This is a genomic window from Streptomyces sp. NPDC050842 (assembly GCF_044456565.1).
Classification (GTDB): domain Bacteria; phylum Actinomycetota; class Actinomycetes; order Streptomycetales; family Streptomycetaceae; genus Streptomyces.
Genome location: NZ_JBITGA010000025.1, coordinates 1 through 18,193, shown reverse-complemented (window position 1 = coordinate 18,193; position 18,193 = coordinate 1). Strand labels below are relative to the sequence as shown.

The 18,193-nt window shown below is 69.4% G+C and carries 20 protein-coding genes and 3 pseudogenes; 12 read left to right on the top strand and 11 right to left on the bottom strand.

All coding sequences use genetic code 11. The features are described from left to right. Nucleotides 1-90: 90 nt before the first annotated feature. Nucleotides 91-1,386, bottom strand: a complete 1,296-nt coding sequence (locus ACIBG6_RS39275; protein WP_399227571.1) for an MFS transporter — start codon at nt 1,384-1,386, stop codon at nt 91-93. On the opposite strand from ACIBG6_RS39275, the gene ACIBG6_RS39270 reads away from it, so the two are divergent. From ACIBG6_RS39270 to ACIBG6_RS39255, 4 genes are all read left to right on the top strand, one after another. Further along, complete coding sequence (locus tag ACIBG6_RS39270) at nt 1,385-1,819, top strand: DUF6892 domain-containing protein (RefSeq protein WP_399227569.1); 435 nt, start codon at nt 1,385-1,387, stop codon at nt 1,817-1,819. The two genes, ACIBG6_RS39275 and ACIBG6_RS39270, sit on opposite strands and share 2 nt — an antisense overlap. A gap of 266 nt (nt 1,820-2,085) precedes the next feature. Next, nucleotides 2,086-3,324, top strand: a complete 1,239-nt coding sequence (locus ACIBG6_RS39265; protein WP_399227568.1) for an alpha/beta hydrolase family protein — start codon at nt 2,086-2,088, stop codon at nt 3,322-3,324. A gap of 472 nt (nt 3,325-3,796) precedes the next feature. Beyond that, nucleotides 3,797-4,417, top strand: a complete 621-nt coding sequence (locus tag ACIBG6_RS39260) for a hypothetical protein (RefSeq protein WP_399227567.1) — start codon at nt 3,797-3,799, stop codon at nt 4,415-4,417. 44 nt (nt 4,418-4,461) lie between these two features. Then, nucleotides 4,462-4,713, top strand: a complete 252-nt coding sequence (locus ACIBG6_RS39255; protein WP_399227566.1) for an FG-GAP repeat domain-containing protein — start codon at nt 4,462-4,464, stop codon at nt 4,711-4,713. A gap of 542 nt (nt 4,714-5,255) precedes the next feature. Here ACIBG6_RS39255 and ACIBG6_RS39250 read toward each other — a convergent pair. Continuing rightward, nucleotides 5,256-5,660: a hypothetical protein gene (locus tag ACIBG6_RS39250; protein ID WP_399227565.1), complete on the bottom strand. Its 405-nt coding sequence runs from the start codon at nt 5,658-5,660 to the stop codon at nt 5,256-5,258. A gap of 640 nt (nt 5,661-6,300) precedes the next feature. Beyond that, a complete protein-coding gene (locus tag ACIBG6_RS39245) occupies nt 6,301-6,846 on the bottom strand; it encodes a hypothetical protein (RefSeq protein ID WP_399227564.1) in 546 nt (181 codons plus the stop codon). 277 nt (nt 6,847-7,123) lie between these two features. Between ACIBG6_RS39245 and ACIBG6_RS39240 the strand changes: the two genes are divergently transcribed. Then, nucleotides 7,124-7,777, top strand: a complete 654-nt coding sequence (locus tag ACIBG6_RS39240; protein WP_399227562.1) for a sensor domain-containing protein — start codon at nt 7,124-7,126, stop codon at nt 7,775-7,777. Between the two features lie 121 nt (nt 7,778-7,898). Continuing rightward, nucleotides 7,899-8,015 (top strand): annotated as a pseudogene (locus ACIBG6_RS39235) (VOC family protein); the annotation flags it as partial. A gap of 238 nt (nt 8,016-8,253) precedes the next feature. On the opposite strand, the gene ACIBG6_RS39230 reads toward ACIBG6_RS39235, so the two are convergent. Then, nucleotides 8,254-8,679, bottom strand: coding sequence for an ester cyclase (locus tag ACIBG6_RS39230; RefSeq protein WP_399227561.1), 426 nt, complete (start codon nt 8,677-8,679; stop codon nt 8,254-8,256). A gap of 203 nt (nt 8,680-8,882) precedes the next feature. On the opposite strand from ACIBG6_RS39230, the pseudogene ACIBG6_RS39225 reads away from it, so the two are divergent. Next, nucleotides 8,883-9,006, top strand: a pseudogene (locus tag ACIBG6_RS39225) (MerR family DNA-binding transcriptional regulator); the annotation flags it as partial. A gap of 49 nt (nt 9,007-9,055) precedes the next feature. Next, a complete protein-coding gene (locus tag ACIBG6_RS39220; protein ID WP_399227560.1) occupies nt 9,056-9,559 on the top strand; it encodes an IS30 family transposase in 504 nt (167 codons plus the stop codon). A 170-nt stretch (nt 9,560-9,729) separates the two neighbouring features. Here the strand turns inward: ACIBG6_RS39220 and ACIBG6_RS39215 are convergent, their stop codons facing one another. Both ACIBG6_RS39215 and ACIBG6_RS39210 read right to left on the bottom strand, forming a co-directional pair. Then, nucleotides 9,730-10,698: an EamA family transporter gene (locus ACIBG6_RS39215; RefSeq protein WP_399227559.1), complete on the bottom strand. Its 969-nt coding sequence runs from the start codon at nt 10,696-10,698 to the stop codon at nt 9,730-9,732. Between the two features lie 106 nt (nt 10,699-10,804). Beyond that, nucleotides 10,805-11,782, bottom strand: a complete 978-nt coding sequence (locus ACIBG6_RS39210; RefSeq protein ID WP_399227558.1) for a zinc-binding alcohol dehydrogenase family protein — start codon at nt 11,780-11,782, stop codon at nt 10,805-10,807. A gap of 105 nt (nt 11,783-11,887) precedes the next feature. Between ACIBG6_RS39210 and ACIBG6_RS39205 the strand changes: the two genes are divergently transcribed. Together ACIBG6_RS39205 and ACIBG6_RS39200 are read left to right on the top strand one after the other, a co-directional pair. Then, nucleotides 11,888-12,247 (top strand): ArsR/SmtB family transcription factor, encoded by a 360-nt coding sequence (locus ACIBG6_RS39205; protein ID WP_399227557.1) that lies wholly within the window; start codon nt 11,888-11,890, stop codon nt 12,245-12,247. 103 nt (nt 12,248-12,350) lie between these two features. Beyond that, on the top strand, nt 12,351-12,710 hold the full coding sequence (locus ACIBG6_RS39200) for a hypothetical protein (protein WP_399227556.1): 360 nt from the start codon (nt 12,351-12,353) through the stop codon (nt 12,708-12,710). 14 nt (nt 12,711-12,724) lie between these two features. Here the strand turns inward: ACIBG6_RS39200 and ACIBG6_RS39195 are convergent, their stop codons facing one another. The 5 genes from ACIBG6_RS39195 to dapA form a co-directional block, all read right to left on the bottom strand. Next, complete coding sequence (locus tag ACIBG6_RS39195) at nt 12,725-12,958, bottom strand: hypothetical protein (protein ID WP_399227555.1); 234 nt, start codon at nt 12,956-12,958, stop codon at nt 12,725-12,727. 169 nt (nt 12,959-13,127) lie between these two features. Next, nucleotides 13,128-13,571, bottom strand: a complete 444-nt coding sequence (locus ACIBG6_RS39190; protein ID WP_399227554.1) for a hypothetical protein — start codon at nt 13,569-13,571, stop codon at nt 13,128-13,130. A 386-nt stretch (nt 13,572-13,957) separates the two neighbouring features. Then, entirely contained in the window at nt 13,958-14,389 is a 432-nt protein-coding gene (locus ACIBG6_RS39185) for a DUF6193 family natural product biosynthesis protein (RefSeq protein WP_399227553.1), read from the bottom strand. 248 nt (nt 14,390-14,637) lie between these two features. Then, a complete protein-coding gene (locus ACIBG6_RS39180) occupies nt 14,638-15,279 on the bottom strand; it encodes a maleylpyruvate isomerase N-terminal domain-containing protein (protein ID WP_399227552.1) in 642 nt (213 codons plus the stop codon). Nucleotides 15,280-15,400: 121 nt separating this feature from the next. Then, the gene (dapA, locus tag ACIBG6_RS39175) at nt 15,401-16,354 is read right to left on the bottom strand and encodes a 4-hydroxy-tetrahydrodipicolinate synthase (protein WP_399227551.1); all 954 of its coding nucleotides are present in this window, start codon (nt 16,352-16,354) and stop codon (nt 15,401-15,403) included. Nucleotides 16,355-16,425: 71 nt separating this feature from the next. On the opposite strand from dapA, the gene ACIBG6_RS39170 reads away from it, so the two are divergent. Together ACIBG6_RS39170 and ACIBG6_RS39165 are read left to right on the top strand one after the other, a co-directional pair. After that, on the top strand, nt 16,426-17,367 hold the full coding sequence (locus tag ACIBG6_RS39170; protein WP_399227550.1) for a LysR substrate-binding domain-containing protein: 942 nt from the start codon (nt 16,426-16,428) through the stop codon (nt 17,365-17,367). 45 nt (nt 17,368-17,412) lie between these two features. Continuing rightward, nucleotides 17,413-18,096: pseudogene (locus ACIBG6_RS39165) on the top strand (IS5 family transposase); the annotation flags it as partial. Nucleotides 18,097-18,193 lie beyond the last annotated feature (97 nt).

The following is an 18,193-nucleotide window of genomic DNA, read 5'->3' as shown; positions in this document are numbered from 1 at the left end:
GCACCCCCGGCCCTTCATCTGGACGAAGACGGCCGACGAGATCCTCGACAAGGTTGCCGCCTACTGCCACCGAATCTCTGACTCAGGTCACTAGGGGGTCCTGGCGGGTCGTGGTTGCGTGGTGCGGGCGGTGACGAGGAGGAAGAGTCCGCAGGCCGATACGAGCAGCCATCCCGGACGGGTCTCGGTAGCGAGGCCGACGGAGCCGGTGTCCGCGATCAGGGCGCCGGCGATGGCGATGCCGATGGCCGCACCGACCTGGCGCGAGGTGGAGGTGATCGCCCCCGCTACTCCGGCCCGGGACGGCGGCAGGCCGCTGACCGCGGTGTTGGTCAGGGGGGCGTTGGCGAAGCCGAAGCCGATGCCGATCAGCAGGAAGGCGAGGAGGATCGGCGACACGCTCGTGTCCTGGTCCAGGTTGACCAGGCACAGGCCACCGGCCGCGGTGAATCCGCCCGAGAGGGTCAGCGGACGGCGTGGTCCGAGACGGCTCACCAGGCTGCCGGACCAGGGCGCGCACACAGTGGCTCCGAGCGCCATGGGCAGGGTCGCGGCGCCGGTCGCGAGTGGTGTCCAGCCACGGGTGTGCTGGAGGTAGAAGGTGTTGAGCAGGAGGGTCACGTTCAGCGCGACGAACACCGCCGTCGCGCCGAGTACCGCGGTGACGAACGGCGGTCGGCGGAAGAGGCCGGGGTCCATCAGGGCCGCCTCGCCGCGGCGCAGTTCGACGAGGACGAAGCCGGCCGTGGCGGCCGCGGTCAGGGCGTAACCGGCAAGGGCCGCGGGCGACGTCCAGCCGATGTGGGGTCCTTCGATGAGGATTCCGACCGAGAGGCAGAGGAGCGCCTGGCCGGGCAGGTCGAGGCGCCGGGCGCGCTGCCCGCGGGACTCCGGCACGAACACGGCGGCCAGGACGAGAGCGGCGACGACTGCCGGCGCGTTGATCCAGAAGACCGACCGCCAGCCGAACGCGGCGATGAGCTCCCCGCCGGTGACCGGGCCCGCCGCCATGCTGAGCCCGAAGACCGAGGCCCACACCCCGATCGCGCGGGCCCGCTCTTGCGGGTCGGGCATCGCGTTCACCACGATCGCCAGGGCTACCGGACTGAGCATCGAGGCCCCTATCCCCTGGACGGCCCGGGCGGCGACGAGCACGCCGAGGGACGGGGCGAGGGCACACGCGAGCGACGCCAGGCCGAAGACGAGCAGTCCGCACCGGAAGACTCCACGTCCACCACGGCATGCGCCTTTCACATGCCGACCGCCACGGCGGCCTGAACGGGGCCGGTCCCGGCCGGCGATACGGCCCGGTCCGCAGCCTTCCCCCGCCCGGTCGGCGGCCGGGCAGAGGACCGGTGTCGTACCTCCGTGGTACTCATGCCCCATGAGCCAGTTCCGCGACTTCAACCTCAAGCTGCTCGTCATCGAGGAGCTCATGTACGGCCCCGAGCCGCTCCTCCCGGTCTACGACCTGCCCATGCGGCTGGCCGAGCGGGGGGTCGCCGACCCCGCGTCCTACGCCCTGGCAAACGGCCTCCACGCGGAGGTACTTCCGCAGTCCCGGGCCCATTTCGAGGCCCTGGAGATCCCGGCCGAGTTGCTCGCCCGCGTCGAGGAGCTGTGCTTCGACGCCGGGGCGGACGTCTTCCGGCACTGCGCCCCCGCCTGGGACGGCGAGGACGACCTGTTCGACGTCCGCTCGCTCGACGACCTCGCCCTGCTGCCCAACCTGCGAGAGGTCACCTTCGTGGACGACGGCGTCCTGACGGTGCCGAACGCGGCGGAGGTCTTCGCCGCGCGCGGCATCGATACCGACTGAGCCCAGGCACCCGCCCCGCCGGGGCCTACCGGGGAAGGCCGCGCGCCGCGTCACGCGGACGCCTCCAGAGCTGCGGCTCCGGCGCCCCCGCCGGCCCCGACCGGCGGCTGCGTCAGCCCCAGGGTGTAAACCCGTGGGCCAATGCCCGAGCGACGCAATCAAACGGTGGGCCGATGCCGCGCGGGAGCGGCGCGTGACAGCGTTCCTCTGTGCCCACGGACGCCCCGTCGCGGCACGGTTGACGAGCCGTCATCACGGGAGGGCCCATGACCACCACCACGTCGTTCATCAGCCGGAAGGGCATGACGCGCCGCGGCATGCTGGGAGCCGCGCTGGCCGCCGGTGCCGCCGTGCCGCTTGCCGGCGCTGCCGGCCCCGCGTGGGCCGCCCCCGTCCCGACCGCCCCCGTCCCGACCGCCCCCGCGGCGACGCGGCTCGTGCTGCCCGGGCCGACCGGGCCGTACCCGGTGGGCACGGTCCAGCTGCACCTCGTCGACCGGTCGCGTCCGGACGACATCGCGGGCCCCGGGCACTTCCGCGAGCTGATGGCCACCGTCTGGTACCCCGCCCGGAACGTCGAGCGGTGCCCGGTGGCGCCCTGGATGCCGCCCGGCGCACTCCAGGCGTTCCTCACCGACGCGGGGTTCAGCGAACTGGCCTCCCTGGGGCCGCTCACCGCCGGCCACGTGGGCGCTCCGGTACGGCGGTCGGGCCGACGGCTGCCCGTCGTCTTGTTCTCGCACGGCGCGCACAGCCACCAGGGCGACCACACCGTCATGGTCCAGGAGCTCGTCAGCCACGGATACGTGGCTGTGACGGTGGCTCACCAGTACGACACGTACACCGAGTTCCCCGACGGCCGGGTCGCCGTCCCGCTCCACGACAGGCAGGCGCCGACGCGCCCAGGGGACTTCGCCGCCGATCTGCGCTTCCTCCTCGACTGCGTCGAGCAGCTCGCCGCCGGGTGCAATCCCGACGTCGACCACAGACAGCTGCCGGCCGGGCTCCTCGGCTCCCTCGACCCGCGGCGGATGGGCGCGTTCGGCTGGTCGAAGGGCGGGACGGCCACGGCCTGCGCCACGCTCGCGGACGAGCGCATCCGGGCCGGGCTGAGCCTCGACGCCCCGATGCAGATGAACCCGCCACTGACCGGCGACCTGCACCGGCCGTTCATGATGATGTCCGCCGAGTTCACCCGGGCCACGGATCCCGAGGCGGCCGCATTCTGGTCGCACCTGCGGGGCTGGCGGCTGAACATCCAGGCCCAGGGCGCCGTCCACATCTCCTACGGTGACAATGAGGCGCTGTTCCCACAGGTGGCGAAGCTGTTCGGATGGAGCGGGCAGCAGCTTCAGGACGTGATCGGCACCCTCGATCCCGACCAGGCGGTGAAAATCCAGCAGGCGTACCCCCTCGCGTTCTTCGACGAGCACCTGCGCCACCGCCGGGGACACCTGCTCGACGGGCCGTCCCCTGCCTTCCCGGCAGTGACGTACCTCCCCTGAGCGACGGTCTGCGGGGGAGTACCAGTGGAGATTCGTCCTCCGATCGTCAGCGATGCAGCCCCAACACCCTGGTAGTCCACATCGACAGACCGCGGCGGCCTGGTCTTGACACGGATGACGAATGGCCACGCCATCCGCACGCACCGACCATCAGCGGACTCCAGTAGCCGCTTCGTCGGCTGCCGGGGAGCAGCCCGCCCTCACCGGTCAACTGCCAGACCCCCGCTCGATCCCAGGCCACGAGCTCCTCGACGAAACAGCCATGCACTGCTGCCCGCACAGCCCCCGAACCGGACGCCTCGGCGATGTTCCCGCTGGTCACCGGTGCACTCGTCCATGACCGGAGTGACACCGCTCTTCTTACAGTTCTGGGCCCGACGGGGCCTCGGAGGCGCATGAGAGACTCCTCGCGGGAGGCGGTACGGGGGAGACAAGTCCCGCCACCTCATGGGTAGTTCACAAGGGGAATCTGATGGCTTCCACCCGACGTCCGCGCGGCCTGCAGGGCTCGCTGGCCTTCACCGCTTCGGTGGCGGCACTGACGGCGGCAGCGGGGACGGCCGTCGCGGCGGGGAATCCGACGGCGATCGCGTCCGGGCAGTCCGACGCGCGGGATGCGCGGGGTGCCACGGCGGGGGAAGCCGTCGTGCAGACACCGAGCTTCTCGATGTCCGCGGTACACAAGCGCACCATGGACCTGTACCTGTACTTCCCGGACCGCGAAGGAGGCTTCGAGCCGCAGTACGACGCGGCCATCAACTTCGAGGGCGTAGCCAACGCGCTCCGCGTCGACAACGACAAGGACGGCGAGGCCGACGCCGTCTGGTACCGGCACACGAACGGCCTGCTGACCTACAGCGGGAGCGACGGGCTGAACCTCCACTCCAAGGACATCGGCCGCGGCTGGAACACGTACACCACCGTCCTCTCGCCCGGCAACCTCGGCGGGGCGAAGGAAGCAGACCTCATCGGCGTCGACAAGACCGGTGTGCTGTGGTCGTACCTCGCCTACCAGGACGGGCGGCTGACCCCGCGCACGCGGGTCGGCGGCGGCTGGGGCAGTACGACCAGATCGCCGGGCAGGCGGACCTGACCGGGGACGGCAAGGCGGACATCGTCACCAGGGACAAGACCGGCGTGCTCTGGCTGTACCGGGGGACGGGCGACTACAAGGCGCCGTTCGCGGGCCGCACCCGGATCGGCGGCGGGTGGAACGCCTACGACAGGCTGCTGTCCGTCGGCGACCTCGACATGGACGGCACGCCGGACCTCCTCGCGCGGACACCCGGCGGCGACCTGCTGCGCTACTCGGGCACCGGCAGCGCCCAGGCGCCGTTCGCGAAGCCGGTCAAGATCGGACACGGATTCCAGAGCTACAACCTGCTGTAGACGCGGCAACCCCGTCCGCTGTCTACGGCCGTCTGCGGCGGGGTCAGGGACTGCTCCCCGAACCCGCGCCGACGGCCCCGTGAGGCTGAAGATGCCGCCGGCCGGGTGCGCTGCTCCCCGCGCCCCCGGCCCCGCCCGGTGATCGCCTGCTGAGACACAAGGCGCCGAACCCGCCCTCCGTCGTCCGAGCTGCCCCGTCCGGGTCATCCGGGCAGGACATCGTAGAGATGGTCCGACCGCCGCCCCCCCGCAGGGCGAGGACACCCTGATGGTCCGCGGGGGAGTGCCAGTGGAGGTTCGTCCTCTGGTCGTCAGCGGTGCAGCCCCAACGACCTGGTAGTTCAGCCCGTTCGTGGCCGACACTGCCGGTTGGGGGATCACAACACCGTCCGGGTACGCCTGCGCGCCGCCCTCGCCGGGTTGTCGAGCGCGCCGTGCCCGACTGCACTGGTTCCGCCGGCTGCGGATCCGCCGGGAGTTCCGCGACGACAACCACGAAGCCTTCCTCCCGGGGGTGCCCACTCATCTGCTGGCGACACCCGTCACAGCTGAGCCGAGCCCTCGCCCTCCCGCAGCAGCCATTCCCTGACCGAAGGAGCATGGTCAAAGACCTGGCTGACCTGCATTCCTTCCTCGCGTGAGGTCACCCGCGACAGCGGGGTGAAATCGTCGGGAAGCACGTCCAGCAGGCTTACCACGCGGTGTCCCGCACGCAGAGTGATCAACAGCTCGCACCGCAGCTGACGTGGAACGTCCGGGCGGTGGGACAGGCTGTGCCACAAGGCCGGCCACAAGTAGTGGGTGCCGTTGGGCGCCGTATTCGCTCGCACCCAAGCCGGGTCCAAGCGCTGGCTCAGGCCGAGGTCACACGCCCGCTCCTCCAGCCTGAACAGCGAGGACGAATCAACACCTTTCAGCTCGCGAGGCAGTGGTTGATCGAAGTCCATCGCCCCATGCTGCCCGACAGCAACCCGCAACGAGGAGCCCACCCCAAAAAGTCATTCGGTTGGGAGTTCTAAGTACCTGTTCCTGAGCCGCACAAGACGGGATTGGTCCTGCTCACGAGTTCCGGGTTCCGGATTCGGTGAGAGCGGTGGACGAGTCTTCCCCGATCGGCAGACTGGAGCGATGCGGATCGAGAACGTCGCCAGGGTCCAGGCAGTCCGGCTCGCCGTGACGGCCGGTGCAGTCGTTGCAGCTCCAGTCCTGATCGTGGCTGGGACTCCTTTGCGCCGCCGCATGATGCGTCGCTTCTACCGCGAGGACGGTCCGGGCCTCGTGAGCAAGGAGGACGGTTGGGTGAGCCCGGGGTACTTCGTCGTCACAAACGTGGTTGTTCGAGCCCTCTGCCGGCCGTCGGAGTACGTACTCCGACGGCTTCGTCCTGCTTGAACGGGACGGCGAGTGTGGCCGGGGTAACAGTTCATCCGACCCGCGGCCAGCCCGCGCAGTGCATGCACGCCCCGTTGCCACGCCAGGAACACCCGCGCACAACAGGCCGAGCTGGCTCTCTACGAGAATCCGGACGCCGTCGAGGACGAACCCGCCTGACTCGGACGGTCAAACTCACCCGCTGGGGCCTGGGCCCTACATGGTGGGGCCTACCTGGCGGGCCCCAGCCCATTGGTCCTCGAACTCGCGTTGGCTGATCTCCTGGCCCGCCAGCGCGGGATCGAAGAGGTCAACGATCGGCGGGTTGAACGGCCAGTCATCAGGGCCACTGCGCAGGACTGTTCCATCCTCGGCGAGCTCCACCTGGCGAACCCGGCGCCCATCGGGCCCGATTTCCATCAAGTAGACAACCGGCTCGTCATCCTCGTCCCATGGCCGCCGCAAGTACACGACGTTCCGGCCCGCGAGCGCGCCGAAACCCTCATGCCCACGCTGCGGGTCACGCTCGGCACGCAGGCTGTCCAGACCAGGAGGCATCAGAGGAGCGTCGATGTCGACTTCCTCCAGCTCGTCGTCTTCGAACCGTGCCACCGCCTCCGGATCAGTGACGACCTCGACCCAGGCGAACGTTTCGAGGACTTCCCGCGCAGACCGCGCATGGACCCACCACCACGAGCCGCCCATGCCGTAGTCGTGCAGGACGAGGAGGCGGTGCTTGTGCGCGCTGTCGGTGCCAGTCATAGGGACTGAGCCTAACGACGAACGCCGGGGCTGCCTGCCAGGTCAAACGCACCTGGCAAACGGTCAAGATCACCTGTCAAAGGTCCAACGATCTGGTAGTTCACACTGACAGGCCGTGACGGACTGGTGCTGCTACGAGCGACCAATAGCCAAGTCATTCTCACGCCGACCATCAACTGAACCCGACACCCCGACTTTTGAGGGTGGGGTAAGCCCTACCCTTCGGTGGCCGGGTAGCAGGCTCGCTGCGGCATCGTGAAACCGTGAGCGTAGTCCCATGACTGAGACCACCTCACTCCTCACTGTGCCGCAGGCGCCCACCGCACCCGAGCCGGGTGCCCGCCGGTTCCGCTACGAGCTGGGATACCTGCTGTCCGGACTACCGCTCGGGCTGGCGGCGTTCACTGTCGCGGTGACCGGAGCCGCCCTCGGGGTGTCCACCCTCGTGGTCTGGGCAGGGCTGCCAATCCTGGCCGGAACACTGCGAGCAGCCCGGGCCCTGGCCAACCTGGAACGCCGGCGCGTCATGGCCGTCACCGGCCGCCCGTTGCCGTCGCACCGCCCGCGTCCGTCCGGCACGGGATGGGCGGGAACGCTGCGCGCGGTACGCGATCCACGGTCCTGGCGCGACCTCGTTTATTTGGTTGTCGCCTTCCCGCTCCAGGTCGTCACCTTCAGCGTGGCACTGACATGGACCCTCGGCGGCATCGGCGAGCTGCTCTACGCCACCTGGTCGTGGTCCCTGCCTCGGGGGCAGGACAACCAGGGCCTAGTCGAGCTGATATTCGACACCTCCTCGCAGGCCGCCGACATCGGCTTCAACACCGCCATCGGGGTGTTCCTGCTGGCCACCGCGGTCCCGGTGGTCCGCAGGCTGGCCGCATTGCAGACCCGGTTCGCCATCGCCCTGCTGACCGACCGGGCCGCGTAGCCATGGGCCGACCAACCCAAAACGCGTGCGCGGGTGATGGTCTGCGGGGAGTGTCCGCACAGGGTCGAGCACATGTCTGATCACGGCGGTCCGGCCGGCGGCAGCTTCTAGGATCTGAGACATGGCAACAAGACTCGTGCAGATCAATATGAAGTCCCGGGATGATTCCGTGCTCGGCCGGTTTTGGGCGGAGCCACTCGGTTGGGGGTGTCGACAGCGGCCTGGTGCCTCACGCCTGGCAGACCGCACCAGCCTCGCTCCAAACTGGCCGCGGAATTCGCCCGCCGGCAAGAGCTTTGCGCCGCCGACCGGCGGCGGCCGGGCCCTGAGTCATCTGGTCGGCCCACCTCCGTGTGGACGCCCCTTCGCTGATCAGGGGAGGGGCGTACACGGCTCTCTCGGCCCGAGAGAGGTGGAGCAACAGAAGTAGGCGATCCAACTGGATGCGTGGCACGCGGCGGGTGGGCCGGCCGGCGTCAGTGGCCGGTGGGGGTGGGCGAGATTTGCTGCATGAGGCTGATCAGGTCCGGCGCGACCCACTCCTCGGCGATCTGGTCGCCCTCGAAGCGGTAGACCTCGACGCTCCGGTAGCTGACCTGTCGTCCGGTCGCCTCGAACTGCTGGAACGCGCCCTGGTGCGTGCCCTGGAAGTGGACCAGCACCGTTACCTTGTCGCCGACGCCGAACATGTCTTGAACAGTGATCTTCAGGTCAGGGAAGGCGTCCTTCATGATCTTTGCCCCCTGACCCCAGATGTCGCGGCCGTGCAGCGGGTCGGGGCTCCCGGGGACGTTGGCGATGAAGTTCCCGGTCAGCATCTGCTTGGCCGCGTCGAGGTCATCGCTCTCCAGAAGCTGGTACGCGGTGCGTAGCAGGGTCATGTTCTTCTCGGTGGTGGTCATCTCGGTGTCCTCTCTGGGGGATCGTCCCGCGAGCTCGGTATTGCTTCGAGCCGGATGCGAACCAGTTGAAACCCTGACGTCGCGGCAAGGTCAAGGAGGGCGCCAGACGCGCGTGCCGCCCCTCACGTGGTCGTGCCGGGTATGCCCACCCGCCGCGTGGCCGCCCTTGACCTTGCCGGGACGTCATGGTTTGTACTGGGCTCATGCGAATCGGCGAGATCGCCGCCCTCGTCGGGGTCATCCCGCGGGCCGTGCGGCACTACCGCCAGGCTCGGGCTGTTGCCCGAGCCTGTACGGCGCAGTATCGGCTACCGCGAGTACGGCATCGACCGGGCGTGTTCTGGCGTCGGGAGGTAGACCGGCCGGCGGAGGCGGCGTGCGGACTCGCGGACAGCCTGCCCCTCGAGGACGCCCCTCCGGTGGTCAGGGCGGCAGCTCCACCAGCAGCCCGCTCTCGCCGAACAGTTGGAGATGGGGTGGTATCGCCAGTCCCGCCCGATCGGCGCCTCGTCGACTCCCTGCGCGAGTTCACGACCCGCTGGCCCGCCCCACGACCGGACGGGCACGGCAACTGAGGCGGACCCTCACGTGGGACCGCGGCCGGGAGATCACCGAGCACCAGACCATCACCGCCGAGACCAGGATGCCGATCTACCTCTGCAAGCCGCGAAGCCCGTGTCAGCGGGGCACCAACGAGAACACCAACCGGCTGCTTCGTCAGTACCTCCCCAAGGGTGCGGACCTCCGAACGTTCCGTCAGGCCGACCTGGACGCCATCGCCCACGAGCTCAACCAACGTCCGCGCAAGACCCACGGCTACCGGACTCCCGCAGAGGTCTACGCTGATCTTCTGAACAGCGGTGATGCGCTGACTGCTTGAGCTCGCCGTCGTTTGTGAGAAGTGCGCTCCCTGCCCGCATACCCCGATCGTGCAGCTTGCGATGGCACAGGTCGAGAAGGGTTCGGCGGGTGGGAATAGCGTCTCTTCGTAAACAGTGGGTGCAGTTTGGAAGTGCTTGCGACGTGTCCGCAAGGGCGATACGGAAGGGCTCAGGCGACCGAGGGGAGGTCGGCCTCGGCACGTGCGGTGCCGCCCTCAGGCTGCGAAGTGCTTGAGGCGCGGACGCGGGAGGCGCGACGCTTCCCGGCGCCCAAGCATGTGGCGAGGGCGGAGGCACTGGCGACGGCGGCGATGCCGAGCCACTGAGGCCAGTTGAGGTGCTGGCCGAGGATGAGCAGGCCGAACAGGGCGCCTGCGGCCGGTTCCAGGCTGGTCAGGACGCCGAACACGCGGGGTGGGATGCGGCGCATGGCTTCCAAGTTCAGGGAGTACGGCAGCACGCTGGAGACCACGGCGGCGACGGCGGCCACCCACAGGACATGCGGGTCGAGCAGGCCGGTGCCCGCCTGGGCAATACCGTATGGGGCGCTGAGCAGGGCCGCGAAGGCGATGGCGGCGGCCAGGCCCTGGCCGCCGCTGAAACGGGTGGCCATGCGCGCGGAGACGAGGATGTACCCGGCCCAGCAGCAGGCCGCTGCGGCGGCCAGCGCGAGACCGGCCACGGGCAGGGACGAACTGCCGGCGTTGCCCAGCAGGAACACTCCCGCGGCGGCCAGGCAGGCGGGCATCAGGTCGAGCGCTCGCCGTGAGCCGGCCAGGGCGATGGCGAAGGGGCCCAGGAACTCGATCGTGGCGACGATCCCCAGCGGAATGTGGTTGACCGCTTCGAAGAACGCGATGTGGTGTCCGGCCAGTAGCGCCCCGGCGGCCAGGACCGTCTTCCACGTCCCCTCGACCGCGGTGAGCGAGGCGGGCCGGGGGCGCCACAGGGCACACAGGATCACGCCGGCGATCAGCAGACGGAGGAAGACCACACCCGCCGCGCCTGCCTGAGGATAGACGCGGGGGGCGAGGGCGGCGCCGAACTGGAGGCCGCACACGCCGGTCAGGACGAGGGCGGGTGCGGGAACCTTTCCGGCGAGGGTGGATATGGAGTGTGCTGGGCTATGTTGCTGCATGAGGGAATCCGGAGTCGTTCAGGCCGGGCATGGGACCCGGACCGCAGGTGTGTGGAGGTCGGCACGATGACCGGCTGGCCGGGCCCAGGTGTCCCGGCGCGTCCGGTCAGCCGGCGATGCGCAGCAGCAGCTTGCCGGTGGAGGTGCGCCCGCCCATGAGCCGGTGAGCGCCGGCCGCGTCGGACAGCGGAAACTCGGCGGTGACGGGCAGCGACACCACACCGTCGGCGACGGCTCGCAGGGCCCGCTCGGTGAGCGTGCGGACGGCATCGGGAGCACTCTGAGCGAGAGCGAGCACGGAGAAGCCGCCGACAGACCGGCCCTGCGCATAGAGTTCGCTCTGCCCGGCCCGCCAGGGCTCTGCGCCGCTGGCGTTACCGAAGGACACCAGGCGCCCGAAGACGGCCAGCGCGTCCAGCCCGCGGCGCAGCGTGTCGCCGCCCACCGGGTCCAGGATCAGGTCGACGCCCCTGCCGCAGGTAGCGCGGTGCACGTCCTCGGCGAAGGTGCCGGTGCTGAACAGCTCGTCGTAGCCGTGGGAGCGGGCGTACTCGGCCTTGGCGTCGGTGGAGACTACGCCGTAGACCGCACCGGCGCCTGCTGCCCGGGCCAGCTGCCCCACCGCCGTGCCGATGCCGCCCGCCGCGCCATGCACCAGCACGCTCTCCCCGGCGCGTAGCCGCCCCACCTCATGGATGAGGGCGTGTGCGGTCGGCAGCACGGTCGGCACGGTCGCCGCGGTGCGCAGGTCCAGCCCCTCGGGCAGTGCGAACACGGCTGAGGCGTTGGCGAGGACCACCTCGGCATAGCCGCCGCCGTCGACGAGCGCGGCCACTTCCTGTCCCACCAGCAGGTCCTCGACGCCTTCCCCGAGGGCCCGGATGTGTCCGGAAATCTCCAGACCGGGGCGGTAGGGCAGTGACGTCACCCGGTAGCCCTCGGCGCGAGCCTTGATATCGGCGAAATTTACCCCCGCGTACGCGGCGTCGATCGTGACCTGGCCCGGCCCTGGCTCAGGTACCGCTGTCGGCACGATCTGCAGGACCTCGGGACCGCCGTACGCCTGGAACTCGACTGCGCGCATTCTTGAAACCACCCTCCCCGAATGTTCAATCAGAAGCGAACATCGGCAATGTATGATGGAGGTCGAACATTAAGCAAACGTGTGTGCCGCGCAGGAGGCAGAGGGATGTCGCAGCAGGCTGGATCCGCAGGTCACCGACAAGCCCCTGTACACACCCACCCCGACGTCGTCCCCGTTCTCACCGCTCTGTCCGCACTCGCGGACCCCGTACGCATCCAGTTGATCCGCACCCTGGCGCGTCACCCCGACTGGACGCTCAGCTGCAGCAACTTCGACGTATCGGTCGGCAGAGCTGCCAAGAGCCACCACTTCTCGGTCCTGCGCGACGCCGGCCTCGTCGAACAACGCGACCAAGGCACCAAGCGCCTCAACCGGCTGCGCCGTGAGGAGTTCGACGCCCGCTTCCCGGGCCTCCTCGACCTGACGCTCCGTGCCGACGACAACGACGAGCCGGATCCGGCATGAGTAGAGTTTGACGCCGCCGTCGGCTGGCCGCCGTCGCGCTCGCCGGCCAGCCGACGCCGGCGGCGGGGAGTGGCCTCAGGGCGTCCACGGCGTTGACGTCGTCGTGGAGCTGGTGGAGCGGGCGCTGTCCAAAGTCGAGGAGTACGCCGATCAGGCGGCGGTGAGAGCCTGCAACCTCGCGGACGAGGTTGAGCCGGATGGCTGGAGCAAGGCGGTCGCCGAAGACGCCCTCACCACGATCGAGACCCTGACCGAGGCACTCGGCAGGATCGCCCCGGAGGTCGAGGAGGCCCTCGTCTCGGTGGCGGCTGCTGCGGTCGCCGCCCGTCGCGCCCTGGGCCTCCCCGTGGATGACGAGCGGGAGATGGTCACGCCGCCGGAACCGGGAGCGCTGCCGCCCCCGCGAACTCGACGTCGGCCCAGGCGGCGCGCCCTGGGATCCGGGTTCCAGGGAATCCGCTGAGAGGTGACGCTCGTTCACCCGTTATGAGCAGCACGATGGGCGGCTTCGCCGCTCCCCAGGACGCCGCGGACCCGATCGTCGACGAGATCCTGCGCCGCCGCACCTCCACCGAGGACGCCGGCCGTCAGGGCCGACGGCTCCGTCGGCCCCAGCGGGAGAGCCCCTGGTTTGGCCGCGTAGATGTTGTAGTGCGGATCGAGGCCGAGGTGGAGGAGCGCGCTCTCCTCGTGGCGCTCGCGCATCTTCATACCGGAACCGCTCCACGGATGTGCGCCGGCCGGCCCGGAAGTCGACCAGGGCGGCGCTGATATCGAGCGCGGAGCCGGAGAAGAGCACCGACCGGTCGGCTGACCTGTATCGGCGTCTGCAGCGATGCGACGGCACAACGCCTCGCCGAACTCGATGAGGCTCTGCTGTTCAGGCGTGGGCGCCACGGCCTTTCCCGTGCTCCCCTCCGTCATCCGCTGGCATCTCTCCACGGTGGACCGCTGCGAGCTCAGCGATCAGGTCCGCGTCGCGCATCCCGGGCAGGGCGTACCCTTCGGCCTCGTCCCACGGGACGTCGAGGTCGTCCATGTGCACACGCCACTCCGCATCCGGCATGGCCCGGCGCAACTCCGTCACGCTGTCCAGGACATGGGCGATCACGGGCATCAGGCGACCGGGATCGGGCGGCATTTTGGTGGACCCGGCCACGATCTCGTGCGGCCCGGCCGTATGCCCGTCGTACAGGTACAGGCTTTCCTCGTCGTCGTACGGAAATGACGCCGTGTGCGCGGCGACGACACGCGCCACCGAGGCCGACTCGGCCTCGGTCAGCGGTGTCGTGCGGTGCGCACTGTAGTAGAGAGAGACACTCATGACGGGAAGCGTATGGCGGGGATGTGACAGCGCGGAGCCGAGCGCCCGACAGGCCGTGGCCCGGACACGTCTTCTGGCCTCCCATGTGCCTCATGTGCTCGCGGTAGAGGTCCTCAAAAGTCGCCGCCGCTGCCGCGTCGTCGGCGGGGCGGAATCCTTCCCGAACAGGTGAGGCGTAGCTCATGGCCGCATGGGGCTTGGTCCGACTGACAGCCATGCCACCCGCTCCGGGACGAGCTGCTGGTCGCGCTGGTCGAACTTCGGTGGCACGAACTCGCTAGTGATCAAACTTCGATGGCAGAGGACAGGAGCGCCTGACCCGTCTCATGGAAGCGTGACCAGTGTCAGCGAAGTTTGACCGGCACGGCTGCTGTTCTGTGACTGGTTCAGTCGGTGGAGCTCTCCGCTGGGGGCCAGGGCCCTTCGAATGCCGGCCCACAGTCGTGCGGAAGGTGGGCCACCACCAACGCGGCCGCCTCATTCGGTGCGAGTGACTCGCCCAGGACGCGCGGCAACGCACCCAGTGGCGCGTACACGATGCACGATTGCGCGTCGCCCACGATGAACGGCAGGTCGTTGCTCCACGGGAACTGCGTGTTGCGGTGAAAGGTGAGCGCTCCGTGGCTCGGAAACGGGAACAAGGCCCGCAGCCGAGGTTCGGCGTAGGCGGCCTCTATGACTGCGGGCTCGCCCCGTCGCGCCGTGGGATGCCCCTCCAGCATGAGCCGCCAGGTCTTCTCGACAACCGTCTCCTCAGTCATCCCGCGATCATGACGTCTGTACTCGGCCAGGACAAACCGCTCCACCTTGATGGTCAACTTCGATGAGACTCGCCAGACTTCGCTGAGACACGTCAGCGCCCGTTGTTCCGGGCTGGCCCCTCACCCCTCGACAGTCGTCCGATAGGGTTAAAGGTGCAGGTTGAAGAAGGGGTTAATTGCTGCCAGTGTCTGTGGCATGGGCCTTACTGATCGTTTCAGAATGAGGTTCGCAGGCGGCGGAAGCATATGAGGCTGCAGGCCAGTTCGAGCAGCCCCTGGTGGAGATCGGCGCGTCGTTCGTCTACCTACAACACACGTAGGGCATGGTCAACGTCACGCTCTCGCCTGGCGAGCGCGTGCAACACGGCTTGGTCGCCGTGCCGGTCCCGGGCGGCGGCAACGAGCACATCCACCGCGATGGCGAGCGCGGCATCGGGCACTCGGCATGGCGCGTCGACACTGAGCGCGAGGTCGTCGAGGTGAACCGCCAGCTCGACGCAACGGGTCTGCAGGTATCCGTCGAGCAACATCTCCTCTCCCGGCCGGTGAAGGACGGCCACCCGCCGATCGGCCGACTCCATGCTCAGCCTCTGGCCCAGCCGCACCCACGCTGCCCGGGCCTGCTCAGCCACGACAGCGGGGCCGGCTGCGGCGGTTTCCTCGCTGCGGGCACGCACCCCGACGTTCAGCGCAGAGTCCGGCAACGACGTATCGGCGAGCCGCGCGTAGTACCGAACCGGTGACACCGGTTCCGCGCCGACTACCTGACCGTCGAGGAACCACTCGACCTGGAGGACGCTCCGCGCAAGGTGGCCTGCCAGCCCACCCACTGACATCCCGGGGAGCACGGATTCGGTCTCCCAGCGTCGGGCTACCTGCTCTGTGGCCAGCAGGTGCACCGCCTTCTCGGCAGCCTGCAGGTAGGTCTTGCGGATCTCATCAGTCATTCGGACATCGTCGCAATCTCATCGTCACAGCCGCTGACAGGTCCACGTTGTGGATCGACCCGCCGCCTTGGCCGCCTGGACAGCTCGCCCATGTGGGGAGTGGGTGGCAGGCGGGTCTGTCTCAGGCCGCGGTCCCTTGGAGGGTTTGGTGGGTTTGGTGGGTTTGGTGGGCTTGGTGGGTCCTGGTGGCGGACAGGGCCGCCGCTAGCCGGACCGAATCAGCTGAGGCGGCCAGCAGCGGCAGCCGGACGGCCGGGCTGGGAATACGGCCCTGGGCGTGCAACACCCCCTTGATCACGGTCGGGTTCGGCTCGACGAAGAGCGCGGCGGACAGCCGGGCCAGCTCCATTCCCAGCCTGCGGGCCGGTCCGGTGGCGTCTCGCTGCCATAGCGAGATCAGCTCGGCGAAGTCAGCAGTGCGGACATTGGCCGACGCCAGGATGCCGCCGCGGGCGCCCGACGCGAGCAGCGGCGAGATGACGGCGTCATCGCCGCCGAGCACCGCGAAGCCCGGTGTCGACGAGCCGAGCAGTTCCATCGCGGCCGCGTCGATCGCACCGGTCGCGTACTTGACCCCGACGACCTCCGGTAGGTGCCCGAGCGCGTTCAGCGTGCTGGTGCTGAGCGCCTGACCGGTGCGGTACGGGATGTCGTAGACGACCAGCGGCAGGCTCCCGTGTTCGGCGAGTGCCGTGAAGTGCGCCAGCGTTCCCGCCTCGCCGGGCCGGGTGTAAGGCGGCGTGGGAACCAGCGCCGCGGCGACGTCACCGCTCTGAGCGAGCTCCCGCAGTGTCGTGATGGCGGCGGCGGTGTCGTTGGTGCCGACGCCGACGATCAGCGGAGCTCCGTGTGCCCGGCAAGCGGCCGCACAGATGCGGACCACCGCCCGCTTCTCCTCTGTGGTCAGCGTGGCCGCCTCCGCGGTGGTGCCCAGGGCGACGAGTCCCCGAGCGCCGCCGACCGACAGCGCCTCGTCGGCGAGGCGGGCGAGCGCGTCCGGGGCGAGGCGCAGATCGTCGGTGAACGGAGTCACCAAGGGGACAAACAGGCCGGTGAGATTCGCTTCGGGCTTCATACGCCCAGCCTGACCGACACCAACTCAGTAGATCCAGTTCATATTTCTTCGCTTGTGCGTAAGCTCACCTTATGCTCGATGTCCGACGACTCCACCTGCTGCGCGAACTCGACCGACGCGGCACCATCGCGGCCGTCGCCGAGGCGCTGACCTTCACCGCCTCGGCCGTCTCCCAGCAGCTGAGCGTGCTTGAGCGCGAGGCGGGCGTACCCCTGCTGGAACGAAGTGGCAGACGGGTGGTGCTCACCCCCGCGGGCCGCACCCTCGTCACCCACGCCGATGCCGTCCTCGAACGCCTCGAACTGGCCGTCTCCGAGCTGGCCGGGGCACGCGAGGGCATCGGCGGGCCGCTGCGGATCGGGACGTTTCCCTCTGGCGGCCCCGCGATCGTGCCCGCCACGCTGGCCGAACTGGCCCAGCGGCATCCCGCGCTGGAACCGATGGTGCAGGAGATCGACTCGGCGCGGGTCTCCGACGGCCTACGCGCCGGCGAACTCGACGTTGCCCTCGTTCACGACTACGACTTCGTGCCCGCGTCACCGGACACCACCGTCGACCAGGTGCCCCTGCTGGAGGAGCCGATGTACCTGGCCACCGGCGGCGCTCCCGCCACCGGTCGCGTCACCCGTGGCGAAACGCTGGCCGAGCAGCTCGGACCGTGGGCCATGTCCCCATGGATCACGGCACGGGATGGCACGACCGGTCACGCGATGGCCGTACGCGCCTGTCAGGCAGCCGGATTCCAGCCGCGCATCCGCCATCAGGTCAACGACTTCCGTACGGTCCTGGCACTGGCTTCCATCGGCCAAGGCGCCGGATTCGTACCGGAGATGGCCACCGCGCACGCCCCCGAGGACGTGGTCCTGACCCGGCTGCCCCTCTTCCGCCGCTCGAAGGTCGCTTTCCGCGCGGGCGGCGGCACCCACCCGGCGATCGCAGCATTCGTGGCGGCGGCGCGAACAGCGGTGGGTGCCACGGGCCGTGCCTCCTTACTGATCGCTTCAGTGAGTTGAGTTGCGGGTCTTGTGCTCAGTGTTCTTGTCGGCAGGGTGTCAGGAGTGCGTGCTGATCTTGTTCCTGACGACTTGTGGGAGCGGGTAGCCCCGCTGCTGCCGCCCGCTCCCGAACGGCGCCGCTGCTACCCCGGTCGGCTGCGTGTTTCCGACCGGGCAGCACTCGCCGGCGTCATGTACGTGCTGCGGACCGGTGTCGCGTGGCGCGATGTCCCCGCAGAGACCGTGGGCTGCTCCGGAGTGACGTCCTGGCGTCGGCTGCGGGACTGGACCGAGGCCGGCGTCTGACCACGCCTGCACGCCGCCTTGCTGGCCGAGCTTCGGCGCGCCGCCCTGCTGGACCTGGACGACCGTGCCGTGGACGGGTCGCACGTCCGGGCCCTCAAAGGGGGGGATCACGTTGGTCCCTCGCCCGTCGACCGCGCCCGTTCCGGCTCCGAGTACCACCTGATCGTGGACCGCCAAGGAACCCCGCTCACCGTGACGCTGACCGGCGGGAACCGGCATGACGTCACCCAGCTCCTGCCGCTGCTGGACGCCGTTCCGCCGATTCGGGGTCGGCGGGGACGTCCCCACCGCAAGCCCCGGCGTCTGCACGCGGACCGGGGCTACGACTTCGACAAGTACCGCCGCCTACTGCGGAAACGCGGAATCAAGCCGTTGATCGCACGACGCGGCGTCGCCCACGGGTCCGGACTGGGCAAGGTGCGCTGGGTGGTCGAGCGTGCCTTGTGCGCCACGAGGCGCTCTGTTTGTATCCCCGGCTCAGCCGGGAGGAACTCGGAAGGAGGTTCCTGGGCCGGATGACTTACCTGGATCCGAAAGG